The sequence below is a fragment of the Sphingomonas sp. SORGH_AS_0438 genome (assembly GCF_031453475.1).
Lineage (GTDB): Bacteria > Pseudomonadota > Alphaproteobacteria > Sphingomonadales > Sphingomonadaceae > Sphingomonas.
This window is the reverse complement of record NZ_JAVIZS010000001.1, coordinates 2,348,173-2,365,580: the sequence shown is the minus strand read 5'-3', so window position 1 is coordinate 2,365,580 and position 17,408 is coordinate 2,348,173. Positions and strand designations below refer to the sequence as shown.

Here is a 17,408-nt window from a genome sequence, read left to right as displayed (position 1 = left end):
CCTTATTGGTCGAGGAAGCTGCGCATCTTGCGCGACCGGCTGGGGTGCTTCAGCTTGCGCAGCGCCTTCGCCTCGATCTGGCGGATACGCTCGCGGGTCACGCTGAACTGCTGACCGACCTCTTCCAGCGTATGGTCGGTGTTCATGCCGATGCCGAAGCGCATCCGCAGCACACGCTCCTCGCGCGGGGTTAGGCTGGCGAGGACGCGGGTGACCGTTTCCTTCAGATTCGCCTGGATCGCCGCATCGACCGGGATGATCGCATTCTTGTCCTCGATGAAGTCGCCGAGATGCGAATCCTCCTCGTCGCCGATCGGCGTTTCGAGGCTGATCGGCTCCTTGGCGATCTTCATCACCTTGCGCACCTTCTCCAGCGGCATGGAGAGGCGCTCGGCCATCTCCTCCGGGGTCGGTTCGCGGCCCTGCTCGTGCAGGAACTGGCGGCTGGTGCGGACCAGCTTGTTGATCGTCTCGATCATATGGACCGGAATGCGGATCGTGCGGGCCTGGTCGGCGATCGAGCGGGTGATCGCCTGGCGGATCCACCAGGTCGCATAGGTCGAGAACTTGTAGCCGCGGCGATATTCGAACTTATCCACCGCCTTCATCAGGCCGATATTGCCCTCCTGGATCAGATCCAGGAATTGCAGGCCGCGATTGGTGTATTTCTTGGCGATGGAGATCACCAGGCGCAGGTTCGCCTCGACCATCTCCTTCTTGGCGATGCGCGCCTCGCGTTCGCCCTTCTGCACCATGTTGACGATGCGGCGGAACTCGACCAGCGCCATGCCGGTCTGCTGCGAGATCTCGCTCACCTCGGTGCGGATGCGTTCGATCGATTCGGCTTCGTTGGTGACGAAGGCGGACCATTTCTTGTCGGCCTTGCCCTGCACCTGGAGCCAGGTGTCGTCCATCTCATGGCCGACATAGCGATCCAGGAAGTCCTTACGGTTGACCTTGTGCCGCTCGGCCAGGCGCAGCATCTGCCCGCCCAGCGTCGTCAGCCGGCGGTTATAGGCGTAGAGTTGGTCGACCAGATATTCGATCTTGGCGTTGTGGAACTGGACGCTCTCGACCTCGGCGGTCAGTTCCTCGCGCAGCTTCTGGTACTTGCGCTCGTCGGCGGTCGAGATCTCGCCGCCGGCCGCCATCGCCTCCAGACGGCTTTGCTGGAGCTTGGCGAACTTCTTGTAGAGCGCGGTAATGTTGGCGAACCGCTCCAGCGCCTGCGGCTTGAGCTGCTCCTCCATCTGCGCGAGGCTGAGGGTATTGTCCTCCTCCTCATCGTCCGACGGGCGCGGCGTGCGGCGCTCGGTCATGTCGTCGTCATCGTCCGACGACGCTTCCTCCGGCTCGTCCTCTTCCTTGAACGAGGTGCCGGCGGTCTTCTCGCTGATCTCGTCGCCTTCCTCCTCGGCGCCCTCGACCTGCTCGGCCGACGGTCCCTTGGACAGCATCGCGTCGAGGTCCAGGATCTCGCGCAGCTGCATCGTGCCCTCGTTCAGGGCGGTCGACCAGTCGATGATGGCGTTGAAGGTGATGGGCGATTCGCACAGGCCCAGGATCATCGTGTCCCGGCCGGCCTCGATCCGCTTGGCGATGGCGATCTCGCCCTCGCGGCTTAGCAGTTCGACCGCGCCCATCTCGCGAAGATACATGCGGACGGGATCGTCGGTGCGATCGACCGTCTCCTTCTTCTTCTCGACGGCGGGGGCATCCTGGCTGCCGTCGTCCGAGGGCTCGGCCTCGTCGCTGTCGTCGGCGCGCTCCTCGGTCTCGCCGTCCTCGCCCTGCTCGTCATTCTCGACGATGTTCACGCCCATCTCGTTGAGCGCGGACATGATGTCCTCAAGCTGGTCGGAGGACATCTGGTCCTGCGGCAGCGCCTCGTTGAGCTGGTCATAGGTGATGTAGCCGCGCTTCTTGGCGCGCGCGATCAGCTTCTTGACCGACGCCTCGTTGAGATCGATCAGCGGCGCGTCGCCCGTCTCGGGTGCTTCGGTATCCGCCGCCATATTCGCCTTCGCCATCAATTACCCTCGGGTCCCAACGATCGGGCGTCTTCGTTCGCCTGCACCAGATTTGCAAGCCGAGCATCCAACGCCTGTTTCTCTTTCACCAGCGATACCTGGCGTTCGAACGCTTCATCGGTGAAGCGGGCCATCATCGCGGAGGTCGCCTCCGCCAGCTGGGCATCCACTTCCGGCCGCGCGATCAGGATCGCGATCGCTTCGTCGAGGTCGGCGCGAGCGCGTTCCTCATCCCCCGATTTCTGCGTGAACGTATAGGGCATCGTGTCGGCCCGGAGAAGATCGCTTGCGATCCCTTCGAACCCGGACCGTGCCAATATGGTGACGAGGCGCGCGCTATCAAGCGCCGCCGCCTCTTGCGCACCCGGCCGGGGCGGCGCGCGGTGCGTATCCTCCAGCGCGACGTCGACCACCGCCTCGAACAACCGGCCGAGCGCGCCGTCCGCCAGCTTCAGGCTGCCCAGCACCTCGACATGGCGCGCGATCTCGGCCGGATGGCGGATCAGCCCGGCGAGCACCGCCTTGGCCAGCACCCGGTCGATGCCGGTCGCGCGCACCTTCTTGGCGTCCTCGGTCACGGGGACGGGCGGCCGCCAGGGCTGTTTGCCGCGCTTGAACGGCTGGAACGGCGCGCGCTGCGGGCGCATCTGCTCGTCGGCGCGGCGGCGGAACTCGGCGAGATATTCGTGCTTCACGCCCGGATCGGCGATGGTGCCGGCCAGTTCGTTCAGCCGCCGCTTGAGGCCGGCGCGCTGCTCGGGCGTGTCGAGCGGCTCGGCCGCGACCTCGCTCTGCCACAGCCGGTCGACCAGCGGCTGCGCATCGCGGAGCAACGCCTCCATCGCGCCCGCGCCCTTAGCCTTGACCAGATCGTCGGGGTCCTGCCCCTCGGGCAGCGTCACGAACCGCAGGCTGCGCCCCGGCTGGAGCAGCGGCAGCGCGCGGTGCGCGGCGCGGATCGCCGCCTTCTGCCCCGCCGCGTCGCCGTCGAAGCACAGCACCGGCACCTCGACCATCCGCCACAGCCGCTCAAGCTGATGCTCGGTCAGCGCGGTGCCGAGCGGCGCGACCGCCTCCGCGATCCCCGCCTGGGCCAGCGCGATCACGTCCATATAGCCCTCGACCACCAGCAGCCGATTGGCCTTGCGCGCGGCGGGGGCGGCGCGGTCGAGATTGTAGAGCGTGCGCCCCTTGTCGAACAGCGGCGTGTCCGGGCTGTTGAGATATTTGGGCTCGCCCTGGTCGAGGATGCGACCGCCGAACGCGATCACCCGGCCGCGCTGGTCGCGGATCGGGATCATCAGCCGGCCGCGGAACCGGTCATAGGGCTCCTTGCCCTCGACCTGGATCAACATGCCCGTCTCGACCAGCATCGGCTCGCCGAACTCCTTGAGCGCGGCCTTCAGCTTGCCCCGGCTGTCGGGTGCGAAGCCCATGCCGAACCGGCGCGCCGTCTCCGCCGTGATGCCGCGCCGCTCCAGCAGCTTGCGCGCATCGACGCCGCTCAGGCCGTGAAGCTGCTCGACGAACCAGTTCGCCGCTTCCTCCATCGCCTCGTGCAGGCCCTTGGCGCGTTCGGCCTTGGCGGCGGACTGGCGGTCCATCGCCGGCATCTCCAGCCCCGCCGCCTGCGCCAGTTCCTTGACCGCGTCGATAAAGGGCAGGCCGCGCTGGTCGGTCATCCAGCGGATCGCGTCGCCATGCGCGGAACAGCCGAAACAATGATAGAAGCCCTTGTCGTCGTTGACGTAGAAGCTGGGCGTCTTCTCATTGTGGAAGGGGCAGCAGCCACGCATCTCGCGGCCGGCCTTCTGCAACTTGGTCGTCTTGCCGATCAGCGCCGACAACGAGGTGCGGGCGCGCAGCTCGTCGAGAAAGGCGGGCGAAAGACTCATTGCCTATTGTACCGCGTTATGAAGGGAAAAGCGGGGGAGCGCAATCGGGGGCACGATAAACACGTCCCCTGTTCCCCGGCGAAGGCCGGGGCCCGGCCGGGGGACGATGGTGACCACGGGATGCGCTTCGGTACGACAGCCTTCCCGACCGGGCCCCGGCCTTCGCCGGGGAACATGCCGGGCTGTACCCGAGCGGTTTACGACAGCGCCGCCTTCACCAGGCCGCTCGCCTTGCTCATGTCGAGATTGGCGGCGTGGCGCGTCTTCAGTTCCGCCATCACCCGGCCCATGTCCTTCATGCCGGTCGCGCCCAGCTCCGCCTTGATCGATTCGATCGCGGCGCTGGTTTCCGCCTCGCTCATCTGCTGCGGCAGGAATCGTTCGATCACCGCGACCTCGCGCGCCTCGGCCTCGGCGAGTTCGGGGCGGCCGCCCTGTTCGTACATGGCGATCGATTCGCGGCGCTGCTTGACCATCTTCTGGAGCACCTCGACCACCAGCACATCGTCGTCGGCGGGGGCGGTGCCGGTGCGGACCTCGATGTCGCGGTTCTTGATCGCGGCCTGAATCAAGGAGATGGCGGCGCGTGCTTCCTTGTCGCCGGCCTTCATGGCGGTGACCTGGGCAGCCTTGATGTCGTCGCGGATCATGGTCGAACGTCTCTTTCGCACGGGAAAGGAACCGCCCTAGCGCAAGGGCGGTCCGCCGTACACCGGTTGACCGAACGGGGCAGGGGGTCTAGCGGGCGCGGCTTAGCGACATCGCCGAACTTTCTTATGGAGTGCCCGCCTGACCATGGCCGACGCAACGCCCTTTGCCATGCCCGAAAAGCCCGAGGGCGCCACCGGGTGCCTCGTTCTTGCCACGGGTGACGTGATCTGGGGCCACGGCTTCGGTGCCGAAGGCGAGGCGGTGGGAGAGGTCTGCTTCCACACCGCCATGACCGGCTATCAGGAGATCATGACCGACCCCAGCTTCGCGGGACAGATGATCACTTTCACCTTCCCGCATATCGGGAATGTCGGTGCCAATCCCGACGATATCGAGGCGGACGATCCCCATGCCCTGGGCATGATCGTGCGCGAGGTGCCGACCGAGCCGTCCAACTTCCGCGCGATGGAGCGGCTGGACGGCTGGATGCAGCGCCATGCGCGCATCGGCCTGGCCGGCGTGGACACGCGCGCGCTGACCCGCCGCATCCGGGCCGGCGGCGCGCCCAACGGCGTCATCGCCCATAGCCCGAGCGGCGAGTTCGACCTCGACCTGCTGCTCGACATGGCGCGGAGCTGGCCGGGGCTGGAGGGGATGGACCTCGCCAAGACCGTGTCGACCGAGACTCATTATGGCTGGGCCGGCGGCCTGTGGCGGCTGGGCTTCGGCTATGACGACAGCGTCGGCGAGGGCGAGCGTCCGCACGTCGTCGCGATCGATTATGGCAGCAAGCGCAACATCTTCCGCAACCTGGTCAAGGCCGGGGCGAAGGTGTCGGTGCTGCCCGCCACCGCGACCTTCGAGCAGGTCATGGCGTTGAAGCCGGACGGCGTGTTCCTGTCCAACGGCCCCGGCGATCCGGCGGCGACGGGGGAATATGCGGTGCCGGTGATCGCCCAGGTGTTGGACGCGGGCGTGCCGCTGTTCGGCATCTGCCTCGGCCACCAGCTGCTGGCGCTGGCGGTCGGCGCCCGCACGACCAAGATGTTCCAGGGCCATCGCGGCGCCAACCATCCGGTCCAGCGCCTGTCCGACGGCGCGGTCGAGATCACCAGCATGAACCACGGCTTCGCGGTCGAGCGGGACTCGCTGCCCGCGAATGCACGCGAGACGCATGTGTCGCTGTTCGACGGCTCGAATGCCGGGCTGGAGCTGACCGACCGGCCGGCATTCAGCGTGCAATATCACCCCGAGGCTTCGCCGGGGCCGCAGGACAGCCTGTACCTGTTCGAGCGGTTCGTGGGTTCGCTTCGGAAATGAGCATGTCGCTCGCACTTGCCCTGCAGGTCGCGGCGCAATCCCCCCGGCCTTCGCAGCAGGTGAGCCAGACTGACCTGAATGCCATGGCCGACGCCTGTCACGCGCCCCGTGACTGGCTGGTTTTGCGCGACCGCCAGGTCATCATCCAGGGTGGCCCGGATGGCGACCTGACCAGGATGCAGTGCGTGCTCGGGAAAGTCAGCGCAGTCGTGCCGATGAGTGACATCGCCTTCATCGGCAACGAACAAGCTTCGGAAGAAAAATAATGCCAAAACGCACCGACATCTCCTCCATCCTCGTCATCGGCGCGGGGCCGATCGTCATCGGTCAGGCGTGCGAGTTCGACTATTCGGGCACGCAGGCGATCAAGGCCCTGAAGGAAGAGGGCTATCGCATCGTCCTGGTCAATTCGAACCCGGCGACGATCATGACCGATCCCGAGCTGGCCGACGCCACCTATGTCGAGCCGATCACGCCCGCCGTGGTCGCCAAGATCATCGAGAAGGAGCGGCCCGACGCCGTCCTGCCGACCATGGGCGGGCAGACCGCGCTCAACACCGCGCTGGCGCTGTTCCATGACGGCACGCTGGAGAAGTTCGGCGTCCAGATGATCGGCGCCGATGCCGAAGCGATCGACAAGGCCGAGGACCGGCTGAAGTTCCGCAACGCGATGGACAAGATCGGGCTGGAATCCGCCCGTTCGGCGATCGCGCATACCGAGGCGGAGGCGCTGGCCGGGCTGGACAAGGTCGGCCTGCCCGCGATCATCCGCCCCAGCTTCACCATGGGCGGCTCCGGCGGCGGCATCGCGTACAACCGCGAGGAATTCCTGGAGATCGTCCGCAAGGGCCTGGACCTGTCGCCGACCACCGAGGTGCTGATCGAGGAGTCGCTGCTCGGCTGGAAGGAATATGAGATGGAGGTCGTGCGGGATCGCAACGACAATGCCATCATCATCTGCTCGATCGAAAATGTCGATCCGATGGGCGTCCATACGGGCGATTCCATCACCGTCGCGCCGGCGCTGACGCTGACCGACAAGGAATATCAGATCATGCGCAACGCATCCATCGCGGTGCTGCGCGAGATCGGGGTGGAGACGGGCGGCTCCAACGTCCAGTTCGCGGTCAATCCCAAGGACGGCCGTCTGATCGTCATCGAGATGAACCCGCGCGTGTCGCGCTCCTCGGCATTGGCGTCGAAGGCGACCGGCTTCCCGATCGCCAAGGTCGCGGCCAAGCTGGCGGTCGGCTATACGCTGGACGAGATCGAGAACGACATCACCGGCGCGACGCCCGCCTCGTTCGAGCCGACGATCGACTATGTCGTCACCAAGATCCCGCGCTTCGCCTTCGAGAAGTTCAAGGGCGCCGAGCCGGTGCTGGGCACCGCGATGAAGTCGGTCGGCGAAGTGATGGCGATCGGCCGCAACATCCAGGAATCGATGCAGAAGGCGCTGCGCGGGCTGGAGACGGGCCTGTCCGGCTTCAACCATGTCGACCATCTGGTCGGCGCGCCGCGCGCGGAGATCGAGGCGGCGCTGGCCGCGCCCACGCCCGACCGGCTGCTGGTGGCCGCCCAGGCGCTGCGCGAGGGCTTCACCGTCGCCGAGGTCCATGCGATCGCCAAATACGATCCCTGGTTCCTGGAGCGGATCGCCGAGATCGTCGCGGCCGAGAAGGACGTGATGGAGAACGGCCTGCCGATCGACGCGCCCGGCATGCGCCGGTTGAAGGCGATGGGCTTCAGCGACAAGCGGTTGGCCTGGCTGGCGCTGCAATCGGCGAACCTGCGCGGCATGACCCGCGGCATCGCGCGCGGTTCGGGCCTGATCCACGAGGTGGTGAAGGCGATGACCGGCGGCGTCACCGAGGAGGAGGTGCGCGAGCATCGCCTGAAGCTGGGCGTGCGCCCGGTGTTCAAGCGGATCGACACCTGCGCCGCCGAATTCGACGCGCGCACGCCCTATATGTACTCGACCTATGAAGGCCCCAGCTTCGGCGAGCCCGAGGACGAGGCGATGCCGTCCGATCGTCGCAAGGTGGTGATCCTGGGCGGTGGTCCGAACCGGATCGGGCAGGGCATCGAGTTCGACTATTGCTGCTGCCATGCCTGCTTCGCGCTGGCGGATGCGGGCTATGAGACGATCATGGTCAACTGCAACCCGGAGACGGTGTCGACCGATTACGACACGTCGGACCGGCTCTATTTCGAGCCGCTGACCGCCGAGGACGTGCTGTCGATCCTGGACGTGGAGAAGTCGCGCGGCGAGCTGGTCGGCGTGATCGTCCAGTTCGGCGGGCAGACTCCGCTCAACCTGGCGCGCGCGCTGGAGGCGGCGGGCATCCCGATCCTGGGCACCAGCCCGGCGGCGATCGACCTGGCCGAGGATCGCGAGCAGTTCGCGGCGCTGGTCGACCGGTTGAAGCTGCTCCAGCCCAAGAACGGGATCGCGCGCAGCCGCGAGGAAGCGCTGATCGTCGCCGAGCGAGTCGGCTATCCGGTGCTGATGCGGCCCAGCTTCGTGCTGGGCGGCCGGGCGATGGAGATCGTCGACGGACCGATGCAGCTGGAGGATTATATCCAGACGGCGGTGCAGGTGTCGGGCGATGCGCCGGTGCTGATCGACCAGTATCTGCGCGATGCGGTCGAGGTGGACGTGGACGCAATCTGCGACGGCACCGATGTGGTGGTCGCGGGCGTGCTCCAGCATATCGAGGAGGCGGGCGTCCATTCGGGCGATTCGGCCTGCTCGATCCCGCCCTATTCGCTGTCGGCAGAGATCATCGCCGAGATCGAGCGGCAGACCGAGGCGCTGGCGCGCGGGCTGAACGTCGTCGGCCTGATGAACATCCAGTTCGCGGTGAAGGACAACCAGGTCTATCTGATCGAGGTGAACCCGCGGGCGTCGCGCACCGTGCCCTTCGTCGCCAAGGCGATCGGCACCCCGATCGCCAAGATCGCGGCGCGGGTGATGGCGGGCGAGAAGCTGGCCGAACTGCCCCGGATCGATCGCGCCATCCCTTACTATGCGGTCAAGGAGGCGGTCTTCCCCTTCAACCGCTTCCCCGGCGTCGATCCGGTGCTGTCGCCGGAGATGAAGTCGACGGGCGAGGTGATGGGCATCGCCGCCGACTTCACCACCGCCTTCGCCAAGTCGCAGCTCGCCGCCTCGACCGTGCTGCCGGCCAAGGGCGCGGTGTTCGTCAGCGTCAAGGGGACGGACAAGGCCGCGATCCTGCCCGGCGTCAGCGCGCTGGCGGAGGCCGGCTTCGCGATCGTCGCGACCAGCGGCACCGCCGATTACCTGGAACAGGCCGGCGTCACGGTCGAGCGGATCAACAAGGTGGCGCAAGGGCGGCCGCATATCGTCGACCGGATCAAGGACGGCGGCATCGACCTGATCTTCAACACCACCGAAGGCTGGCAGTCGCTGAAGGATTCGAAGCCGATCCGCCAGGCGGCGCTGGGCCAGCGCATCCCCTATTACACCACCGCATCGGCCAGCGTGGAGGCGGCAAAGGCGATCCTGGCCGCGCATCAGGCGGGTCAAAGCGCGAGTGGTTCGGGTGGTGTCCTTGAAGTTCGGCCCTTGCAGGACTATTATTCGCAGTCGCACAACTGATCCCGGCAGCATGGATGATGTGCGGACGGGCCTTTCTGGCCCGTTCGGGGCGACTTTGATTTGGGGACGATAGAATGGCCACCGTCGAAAAGATGCCGATGCTCCAGGAGGGCTATGAGACGCTCACCGCGGATCTCCGGCGTCTGAAAGAGGAGCGCCCGCAGATCGTCGACGCGATCGAAGAAGCACGGGCACATGGCGATCTGTCGGAGAACGCCGAATACCATGCCGCCAAGGAGCGTCAGGGCCAGATCGAGGCGTCGATCGCCGATATCGAGGACAAGCTGAGCCGCGCCCAGATCATCGACCCGCGCGACCTGTCGGGCGACAAGGTCGTGTTCGGGGCGACGGTGACGCTGCTCGACGAGGACGAGAAGCCGATCAAATATCAGATCGTCGGCCAGACCGAGGCGAACGCCCGTACCGGCCGCATCTCGTACAACTCGCCGATGGGCCGCGCGCTGATCGGACGCAAGGTGGACGAGGAGGTCGAGGTGTCGGTGCCGGCGGGCGACCGCTATTATCTCGTGTCCAAGATCGAGTTCATCTGACCCTCATGGGCGGGCGCGGATGGCGGGACTGGCCGGCCACGGCGATTATTGCCGGGGTCACGACGGTCGTGTCGCTGTGGCTCGTCTATAGCGGGCAACTCGATGCGGCGGCGGTGAAGGCGGGGGTGATCCCGCTGCGCTTCGCCGCGCCGCAACTGTTCAATCCGGCATTGTTCTGGATCCCCGCCTGGGCGACGCCACTGACCGCGACGCTGGTCCATGGCGGGCTGGCGCATCTCGGCTTCAACCTGGTGATGCTGGTCTTTTGCGGGCAGGCGGTGGAGCGGGCGATCGGCTCGGGGCCATCGGCGCTGCTCTATCTGGTCGGCGCCTATGCCGGGGCGGCGGTCCACTGGCTGTTCGATCCGCATTCGGCCCTGCCGATGATCGGTGCCAGCGGCGCGATCTCCGCCACGGTGGGGGCCTATGCGCTGCTCTATGGCGAGCGGCGGGCCAAGGCGCTGGGGCCGGTGCCCGCGCATCTGGTGCATGTGCTGTGGCTGGCGGTGGCCTGGATCGGCATCCAGTTCCTGATCGCGGTGGCCGGCATGGGCGGCGTCAGCGTCGCGATCGGCGCGCATATCGGCGGCTTCCTCGCCGGACTGGCGCTGGCACGACCGCTGCTCTTGTGGAACCACCGTCACGCCTGAGGGCGGATCAGGCACTTACCATCCCGGCGAAGGCCGGGACCTATATGAGTGGCGTCTGCAAATCAGTCGAAACGGTCCGTCACTGGACCCCGGCCTCCGCCGGGGTAGTCCGGTATGTGGGGCGAGGGCGTGACGGTCGCACATGCCTCGCCCCCGCCGGGGTGCACCACAGAGTGTGCCGAGATGAAGCCTTAGCCCGCCGGCGTCAGCTGATCGGGCTCCAGCAGCCGGTGCAGGTGCACGACCACGAAGCGCATCTCCGCATCGTCGACGGTGCGCTGCGCCGCGGCGCGCCAAGCCTTTTCGGCGCTGGCATAATCCGGGAAGATGCCGACCACTTCCAAGGCCGTGGGATCGGCGAAGTCCAGCGTTTGCGGGTCGCGGACACGGCCGCCGAAGACGAGATGAAGCTTGCTCATATCGTCTCTTTTAGAGGCAAGCGGTGCGGGTTTGAACCCCGCACCGCAATATAGCGCATCGTACTTAGGCGGCGTCCGCCTTGCGGGCCGACTGGACGGCGGCGGTACCGGCGCTGCTGAGCGCGCGGACGACGCCGTCGAACAGGTCCTTGCCGCGATCCTTGGCCGCGCTCTTGGTCAGGCCGGCGGAGTCCAGTTCCTGGTAACCGGCGTCCTTAGCGGCGGCGAAGGCCTGGCGTGCGGTCTCGCCGAGCTTGCTGCCGAGCGGCCCGAGCAGTTCCTTCTCCTTGGTGGAGCGCGGCAGCAGCGCGCCGATCACCACGCCGAGCGCCAGGCCACCGGCGAGCACCAGCAGCGGGTTCGCCTCGATCTCATGGGCGGCGCGATGCGCGGCGTCCTGGACGCTGTCCTTGGAGGCGGAGAGCGTCTCGGCTGCCTTTTCGCGGGCGTCGTGATAGACATGCGACACGGTGTCGCGGGCGTGATCGTAGCGGCTGTCGGTCATGATTCGATCCTCGAAAGCGAAGGGGGAGTGGACGACGGCGTCGACCGGACCTGGGCGGGCAGGGGTTTGCGACGCTGCCGACGACGGCGGACGGTCGCGATCTGCCGGCCCAGCAGGAGCAGCCCGAACAGGCTGGCGATCCCGGCGACGAGCGACGGGTTGCGCCGTACCTGCTCGATCCCGGCAAAGGCGGCGGCGGTGCCGGCGTCGCGCGCCTCGTCCGCCAGCAGCTTCGGGTCGAGCCGCGTCTGGACGTCGGTCCAGGTCGCCGACAGGCGCGTACGGGCCTCGATGGCCTGCGCCTCGGCGGCGGCGAGGGAGCGTTTGGCGGCGGTCATGCGCGGGTATCCGGCAGGGTGGACACGGGGCTGGCCAGCTTGCCCTTGCCGATCAGGCCGAACACAGCCGCCGCGGCGAAAACGACGCCCACCACGATCGCGGTCGCGCCGAGCGGCCCGATCAAGGTCGCCAGCGACAGGATCAGCCCGACCAGCAGGGCGATCAGCCCCGCCAGCGCCAGCACCGCGGCGATGGCGAAGAAGATCGTCGCCGATCGATAAGCATCGACCCGCTCGACCGCCTTGGCCTTGTAGAGCGCGATTTCCGCCGAGACGACCGAGCGGCCGTCATCGACCAGTCGGCCGACCAACGACGCGATGCCGTCGTCCTGCCCAAACACCCGCATCCGGGTCAGGCCCGGCCGGTCGGGTCGTTGGCGACGGGCTCGACACCCGCCTGCACCAGCCGTGCGACGGCAAAGCCGAGCGCGGCCGCGACGCCGATCGCCGCCGCCGGGCTGGCGCGGACGAAGTGACGCGCATCCTCCAGCAGGTCCTCGACATCCTTGCTCTTCACCGTCTCGGCAAAGCCCTGGACCTGGTCGGCGGCGCTGCGGGCATACTGGCCATATTGCTGGCCCAGCTTCTCATCGACCTGGCCGGCGGCATCGGTCAGCAACTGCGACAGCTGGTCGAGCGCATTGCCCGCTTTGGCCTTGCCGTCATCGGCATAGGCGCGCAGCTTGTCGCCGGCCTGTGCCTGGAGCTTGCCCGCGCCATCGCGGAGCGTCTGCTTGACGTCCGTCGCCTTGCCGCCGCCCGACGAGCCGGTGCCGTCGGTCAGCTCGGGGCGGGTCGAGATAGTCGCGTCCTCCGGCGTGAAGCCGACGCCGCTGGTCTTCAGCGGTTCGGCGGGCGTGAAATCCGTGTTCGCCGGGGGCGTATCCAGATCGGCGCCGGTGGCGGGTTTCAGGTCATTGTCGGCCATGGTTCGGTCCCTCGATCAGTCTGGCGCTTCAACCTGTCGTACCAGCCACGGTTCCATCCGCGCAACGATTGCCCGTGACGCAACCAGCGGCTAGAGCGGCGCGCAACCCGCCTGACCTCTTCGCAGGAGCATCACTTGACCGCGATCATCGACATCCACGCCCGCCAGATTCTCGACAGCCGTGGCAATCCGACCGTCGAGGTCGATGTGCTGCTGGAGGATGGCAGCTTCGGTCGCGCCGCCGTGCCCTCGGGTGCGTCCACCGGCGCGCATGAGGCGGTCGAGAAGCGCGACGGCGACAAGACCCGCTGGGGCGGCAAGGGCGTCGACCAGGCGGTCGAGGCGGTGAACGACGAGATCGCCGACGCGGTGCTGGGCCGCGACGCCGAGGACCAGGCCGATCTGGACCGCGCGATGATCGAGCTGGACGGCACCGAGAACAAGGGCCGGCTGGGCGCCAACGCGATCCTGGGCGTCAGCTTGGCGGCGGCCAAGGCGGCGGCGGAAGCGCGCGGCATGCCGCTCTACAAATATGTCGGTGGCGTCGCCGCGCATCTGCTGCCGGTGCCGATGATGAATATCATCAATGGCGGCGAACATGCCGACAATCCGATCGACTTCCAGGAATTCATGATCATGCCCGTCGGGGCGCCGAACATCGTCGAGGCGGTGCGCTGCGGCTCGGAGATCTTCCACACGCTGAAGAAGGCGCTGCATGACAAGGGCCTGGCGACGGGCGTGGGCGACGAGGGCGGCTTCGCCCCCAACATCGCCTCGACCACCGACGCGCTCGACTTCATCATGCAGGCGGTCGAGAAGGCCGGCTACACGCCCGGCGAGGACGTGATGCTGGCGCTCGATTGCGCCGCGACCGAGTTCTTCAAGGACGGCCGGTACAATATCTCGGGCGAGGGCAAGATCCTGTCGAGCCATGAGATGGCCGAATATCTCGCCGACCTGACCCGTCGCTATCCGATCCTGTCGATCGAGGACGGCATGGCCGAGGATGATTGGGAGGGCTGGAAGGCGCTGACCGACCTGATCGGCGACAAGGTGCAGCTGGTCGGCGACGACCTGTTCGTCACCAACCCGACCCGCCTGAAGCGCGGCATCGAGGGCGGCTACGCCAATTCGCTGCTGGTGAAGGTCAACCAGATCGGCACGCTGACCGAGACGCTGGAGGCGGTCAACATGGCGCAGCGCGCGCGCTACACCGCCGTGATGAGCCACCGTTCGGGCGAGACCGAGGATGCGACGATCGCCGATCTGGCGGTCGCGACCAATTGCGGTCAGATCAAGACGGGCAGCTTGGCGCGCTCGGACCGGCTCGCCAAGTACAACCAGCTCATCCGGATCGAGGAAGAATTGGGCGATGCCGCGCGTTATGCCGGTCGTGACATTCTGATCCGGGGCTGATCGACAGGCGATGCGCAGGAAGAAGACCAGCGTCCGTGACGTCCTCCGCCGCGCGGCCTTGCCCGCGGCGGTGTTGGTCGTCCTGGCCTTTTTCGGCGCCTATGCGGTGGCCGGGCCGAACGGCGTGCTGGCGTACGGCGATTATAAGCGCCAGCTCGCCAAGCGGGAGCGGGACTATGCCGCGCTCGACAAGCAGCGGGCGGTGCTGCGCAACCGCGTGGCGCTGCTCGATCCCGACCATGCCAATCCGGACATGGTCGACGAGATGGTGCGCAAGGAACTGAACGTCGCGCACCCAGACGAGATGATCGTACCGCTGAACAAGTGACGCGCCGCCCCCGGCGGACCGGGGGCGGGCGATCGCGGCTCAGTGACCCAGGAAGGTCAGCAGGTCGCGGGTCAGCCGGTCGCTTTCGGTGACGTTCAGGCCGTGCGGCGCGCCGTCATATTCCACCAGCTGGCTTTGCGAGATACCGGCCGCCGCAGCGCGGGCCGAGGCGTCGATCGGCACCGTCTGGTCGCCCGTGCCGTGGACGATCAGCGTCGGCACGCGGAAGGCGGGCAGGTCGGGGCGGAAATCGGTGTGGCCGAACGCCTCGGCGCAGGCGAGGGTCGGCTTCAGGCCGGCCATCAGCGCCATGTTGGTCGAATATTCCACCACATCGTCGCTCACCGGGCTGGTGATGTAACCGACGCCGTAGAATTGCGGCACGAAGGTGTGGCGGAAGAATTTCGGCCGGTCCTTCACGATGCCCTCGGCGATCTGGTCGAAGGTCGATTGCGGCGTGCCATGGGGATTGTCGTCGGTCTTGAGCATATAGGGCACGACCGAGGAGATCAGCCCGGCCGCGACCACGCCCTGTCCGTCGTGCCGGCTCATGTAGCGCGCGACCTCGCCGCCGCTCATCGAGAAGCCGATGATCGTCGCATCCTGGTCGGCGCCGGCGGCCTTCATCACATCGGCCAGATCGTCCGACAGCGTGTCATAGTCATAGCCCGACCAAGGCTGGCCCGACCGGCCGAAACCGCGCCGGTCATAGGCGATGGAGCGGAATCCCGCCTCCGCCAGCGCCATAGCCTGCGCATCCCAGCTATCGGCATTGAGCGGCCAGCCATGGAGCAGGATGACGGGCCGGCCGCTGCCCCAATCCTTGACATAGAGGTCGGTCCCGTCGCGCGTCTTGACATAGGGCATTGAGAGGCTCCGGCTTGTTGCGGGGGCAGAAACGTCCATCAGGTGCCGCCGTTCCGGTGCGCGCACTGGCGCCGGCTGCGGTGGAGTGGCAGCATCGTTCGATACGAATCAGGGAGGCATGATGAAGGGATTGAGGTTGATCATGGCCGCGAGCGCGCTCGCTGGCCTGACGGGGGGCGGGGCCTTGCCCGCGATGGCACAAGGGACGCGGGCCGCGGCCAAGCCCGCCAAGTCGATGCCGGCCACCGCGCGGCGCTGGTCGGCGTTCCGCGATTCGTTCATGGAAGAGCTGTTCCGGCTCGACCCGAATTTCGCCGTCTATGAGGGGCGGCATGATTTCGACGGGCAGATCCAGGACTGGAGCCCCGCCGGGCTGAAGCGGCTGGGCGATTTCTATCGCCGGTCGATCGCCGCGGCGCGCGCGATGCCGATGCGCGGCCTGACCCGCGACGAGCGGTTCGAGCGCGACTATCTGGTGCAGGTGGCGCAGGGCCGGCTGTTCTGGCTGGAGGATGCCGACCAGCCGCATCTCAACCCCGCCTGGTATGTCGGCACGCTCGATCCCAATGTCTATATCGCGCGCAACTATGCCGATGCGCCGACGCGGGCGCGGGCGCTGACCGCCTTCCTGCGCAACGTCCCGGCGGCGGCGGGAAATATCCGCGCCAATCTGAAGACGCCGATGCCGCTCAGCTTCGCCAATTACGGCGCGGCGGCGTTCAACGGCTTCGCGGATTATTATGCCAAGGATGCGGTCGAGGCCTTCGCCTCGGTCAAGGACCCGGCGATCCAGCGCGACCTGCGCATGGCGGCGACCAGCGCGGCGGCGGCGGTGAAGGCGCTGGGCGGCTGGCTCGAATCACAGCGGCCCGTGGCGACCGAGGCGTTCGCGCTCGGCGCGCCGCGCGTCCAGCGGATGCTGGCGGCGACCGAGGGGGTGACGACGCCGATCGCCACGCTGGAGGCGGCGGGCCGTGCCGATCTGGCGCGCAACCGCGCGGCGCTGGTCGCCGCCTGCGCCCAGTTCGCGCCCGGCCTGACCGTGCCGGCCTGTGTCGACAAGATGGCGGCGAACAAGCCCAAGGACGGCCCCGTCGCCGAGGCGCGGCGGCAATTGCCGACGCTTCGCGCCTTCGTCACCGCGCACGACCTGGTGACCATCCCCGGCACCGAACAGGCGCTGGTGGAAGAAAGCCCGCCCTATAACCGGCAGAACAGCGCCTATATCGATCCGCCGGGGCCGTTCGAGCACAACATCCCGTCCGTCTACTATATCTCGCCGCCGGACCCGAGCTGGGACAAGGCGACGCGCGATGCGTTCGTGCCGGGCGTCGACGACCTGCTCTTCACCTCGGTGCATGAGGTGATGCCCGGGCATTTCCTCCAGTTCCTCCACGCCAACCGCTCGCCCTCGCTCTTCGGCCGGGTGTTCGTCGGCTATGCCTTTGCGGAAGGCTGGGCGCATTATACCGAGGAGATGATGTGGGAAGCGGGGCTGGGCGATGGCGATCCGCAGGTCCATATCGGCCAGCTGTCCAACGCGCTGCTGCGCGACTGCCGCTTCCTGTCGGCGATCGGGCTGCACGCGCGCGGCATGACGCAGGAACAGTCGCGTCGCATGTTCGTCGAGCAATGCTATCAGGACGAGGGCAATGCGCGCCAGCAATCGGCGCGCGGCACCTATGACCCGGCCTATCTCAACTACACGATGGGCAAGCTGATGATCCGCCGGCTCCGGGCCGACTGGACCGCGCGTCATGGCGGCCGGGCGGGGTGGAAGGCGTTCCACGACCAGTTCCTGAGCTATGGCGGTCCGCCGATCCCGCTGGTCCGCCAGATGATGATGAACGAGCCGAGCGCCCGCGCGATCTTCTGATCCGCCGGA

17 protein-coding genes are annotated in these 17,408 nt (G+C 67.2%); 8 read left to right on the top strand and 9 right to left on the bottom strand.

The features are described 5' to 3' along the window. Nucleotides 1-2: 2 nt before the first annotated feature. The 3 genes from rpoD to QE452_RS11055 all read right to left on the bottom strand — a co-directional run bounded on the left by rpoD (nucleotide 3) and on the right by QE452_RS11055 (nucleotide 4,575). Entirely contained in the window at nucleotides 3-2,030 is a 2,028-nt protein-coding gene (gene rpoD / locus QE452_RS11065) for an RNA polymerase sigma factor RpoD (protein WP_309657798.1), read from the bottom strand. Next, nucleotides 2,030-3,925, bottom strand: a complete 1,896-nt coding sequence (gene dnaG / locus QE452_RS11060; protein WP_309657799.1) for a DNA primase — start codon at nucleotides 3,923-3,925, stop codon at nucleotides 2,030-2,032. Before dnaG ends, rpoD begins: the two co-directional genes overlap by 1 nt. A gap of 197 nt (nucleotides 3,926-4,122) precedes the next feature. Next, nucleotides 4,123-4,575 carry a GatB/YqeY domain-containing protein gene (locus QE452_RS11055; RefSeq protein WP_125992968.1) on the bottom strand — a complete coding sequence of 151 codons (453 nt, stop codon included), beginning with the start codon at nucleotides 4,573-4,575 and terminating at the stop codon, nucleotides 4,123-4,125. 145 nt (nucleotides 4,576-4,720) lie between these two features. Here QE452_RS11055 and carA point away from each other — a divergent pair, with 145 nt between their 5' ends. From carA to QE452_RS11030, 5 genes are all read left to right on the top strand, one after another. Then, the gene (gene carA / locus QE452_RS11050; RefSeq protein WP_309657800.1) at nucleotides 4,721-5,896 is read left to right on the top strand and encodes a glutamine-hydrolyzing carbamoyl-phosphate synthase small subunit; all 1,176 of its coding nucleotides are present in this window, start codon (nucleotides 4,721-4,723) and stop codon (nucleotides 5,894-5,896) included. Nucleotides 5,897-5,898: 2 nt separating this feature from the next. Continuing rightward, nucleotides 5,899-6,162: a hypothetical protein gene (locus tag QE452_RS11045; protein WP_309657801.1), complete on the top strand. Its 264-nt coding sequence runs from the start codon at nucleotides 5,899-5,901 to the stop codon at nucleotides 6,160-6,162. After that, nucleotides 6,162-9,521: a carbamoyl-phosphate synthase large subunit gene (gene carB, locus QE452_RS11040; protein WP_309657802.1), complete on the top strand. Its 3,360-nt coding sequence runs from the start codon at nucleotides 6,162-6,164 to the stop codon at nucleotides 9,519-9,521. The genes QE452_RS11045 and carB overlap by 1 nt, the downstream gene beginning before the upstream one ends. Nucleotides 9,522-9,595: 74 nt before the next feature. After that, complete coding sequence (gene greA / locus QE452_RS11035; RefSeq protein ID WP_125992971.1) at nucleotides 9,596-10,072, top strand: transcription elongation factor GreA; 477 nt, start codon at nucleotides 9,596-9,598, stop codon at nucleotides 10,070-10,072. 68 nt (nucleotides 10,073-10,140) lie between these two features. After that, entirely contained in the window at nucleotides 10,141-10,722 is a 582-nt protein-coding gene (locus QE452_RS11030) for a rhomboid family intramembrane serine protease (protein ID WP_405052761.1), read from the top strand. Nucleotides 10,723-10,913: 191 nt separating this feature from the next. Here the strand turns inward: QE452_RS11030 and QE452_RS11025 are convergent, their stop codons facing one another. From QE452_RS11025 to QE452_RS11005, 5 genes are all read right to left on the bottom strand, one after another. Then, a complete protein-coding gene (locus QE452_RS11025; protein ID WP_125992973.1) occupies nucleotides 10,914-11,141 on the bottom strand; it encodes a DUF4170 domain-containing protein in 228 nt (75 codons plus the stop codon). A 64-nt stretch (nucleotides 11,142-11,205) separates the two neighbouring features. Continuing rightward, entirely contained in the window at nucleotides 11,206-11,646 is a 441-nt protein-coding gene (locus QE452_RS11020; protein ID WP_309657804.1) for a hypothetical protein, read from the bottom strand. Continuing rightward, nucleotides 11,643-11,984 (bottom strand): hypothetical protein, encoded by a 342-nt coding sequence (locus tag QE452_RS11015; protein WP_309657805.1) that lies wholly within the window; start codon nucleotides 11,982-11,984, stop codon nucleotides 11,643-11,645. The genes QE452_RS11020 and QE452_RS11015 overlap by 4 nt, the downstream gene beginning before the upstream one ends. After that, entirely contained in the window at nucleotides 11,981-12,331 is a 351-nt protein-coding gene (locus QE452_RS11010; protein WP_125992976.1) for a phage holin family protein, read from the bottom strand. The genes QE452_RS11015 and QE452_RS11010 overlap by 4 nt, the downstream gene beginning before the upstream one ends. A gap of 5 nt (nucleotides 12,332-12,336) precedes the next feature. Beyond that, nucleotides 12,337-12,912 (bottom strand): hypothetical protein, encoded by a 576-nt coding sequence (locus QE452_RS11005; protein WP_309657806.1) that lies wholly within the window; start codon nucleotides 12,910-12,912, stop codon nucleotides 12,337-12,339. Between the two features lie 135 nt (nucleotides 12,913-13,047). Here QE452_RS11005 and eno point away from each other — a divergent pair, with 135 nt between their 5' ends. Beyond that, nucleotides 13,048-14,328: a phosphopyruvate hydratase gene (gene eno / locus QE452_RS11000; protein ID WP_309657807.1), complete on the top strand. Its 1,281-nt coding sequence runs from the start codon at nucleotides 13,048-13,050 to the stop codon at nucleotides 14,326-14,328. A 10-nt stretch (nucleotides 14,329-14,338) separates the two neighbouring features. Continuing rightward, complete coding sequence (locus QE452_RS10995; RefSeq protein WP_125992979.1) at nucleotides 14,339-14,656, top strand: septum formation initiator family protein; 318 nt, start codon at nucleotides 14,339-14,341, stop codon at nucleotides 14,654-14,656. Nucleotides 14,657-14,695: 39 nt separating this feature from the next. Here the strand turns inward: QE452_RS10995 and QE452_RS10990 are convergent, their stop codons facing one another. After that, nucleotides 14,696-15,523 carry an alpha/beta hydrolase gene (locus QE452_RS10990; protein ID WP_309657808.1) on the bottom strand — a complete coding sequence of 276 codons (828 nt, stop codon included), beginning with the start codon at nucleotides 15,521-15,523 and terminating at the stop codon, nucleotides 14,696-14,698. A 142-nt stretch (nucleotides 15,524-15,665) separates the two neighbouring features. Between QE452_RS10990 and QE452_RS10985 the strand changes: the two genes are divergently transcribed. Next, nucleotides 15,666-17,399, top strand: a complete 1,734-nt coding sequence (locus QE452_RS10985) for a DUF885 domain-containing protein (protein ID WP_405052798.1) — start codon at nucleotides 15,666-15,668, stop codon at nucleotides 17,397-17,399. The last annotated feature ends 9 nt before the right edge of the window (nucleotides 17,400-17,408 follow it).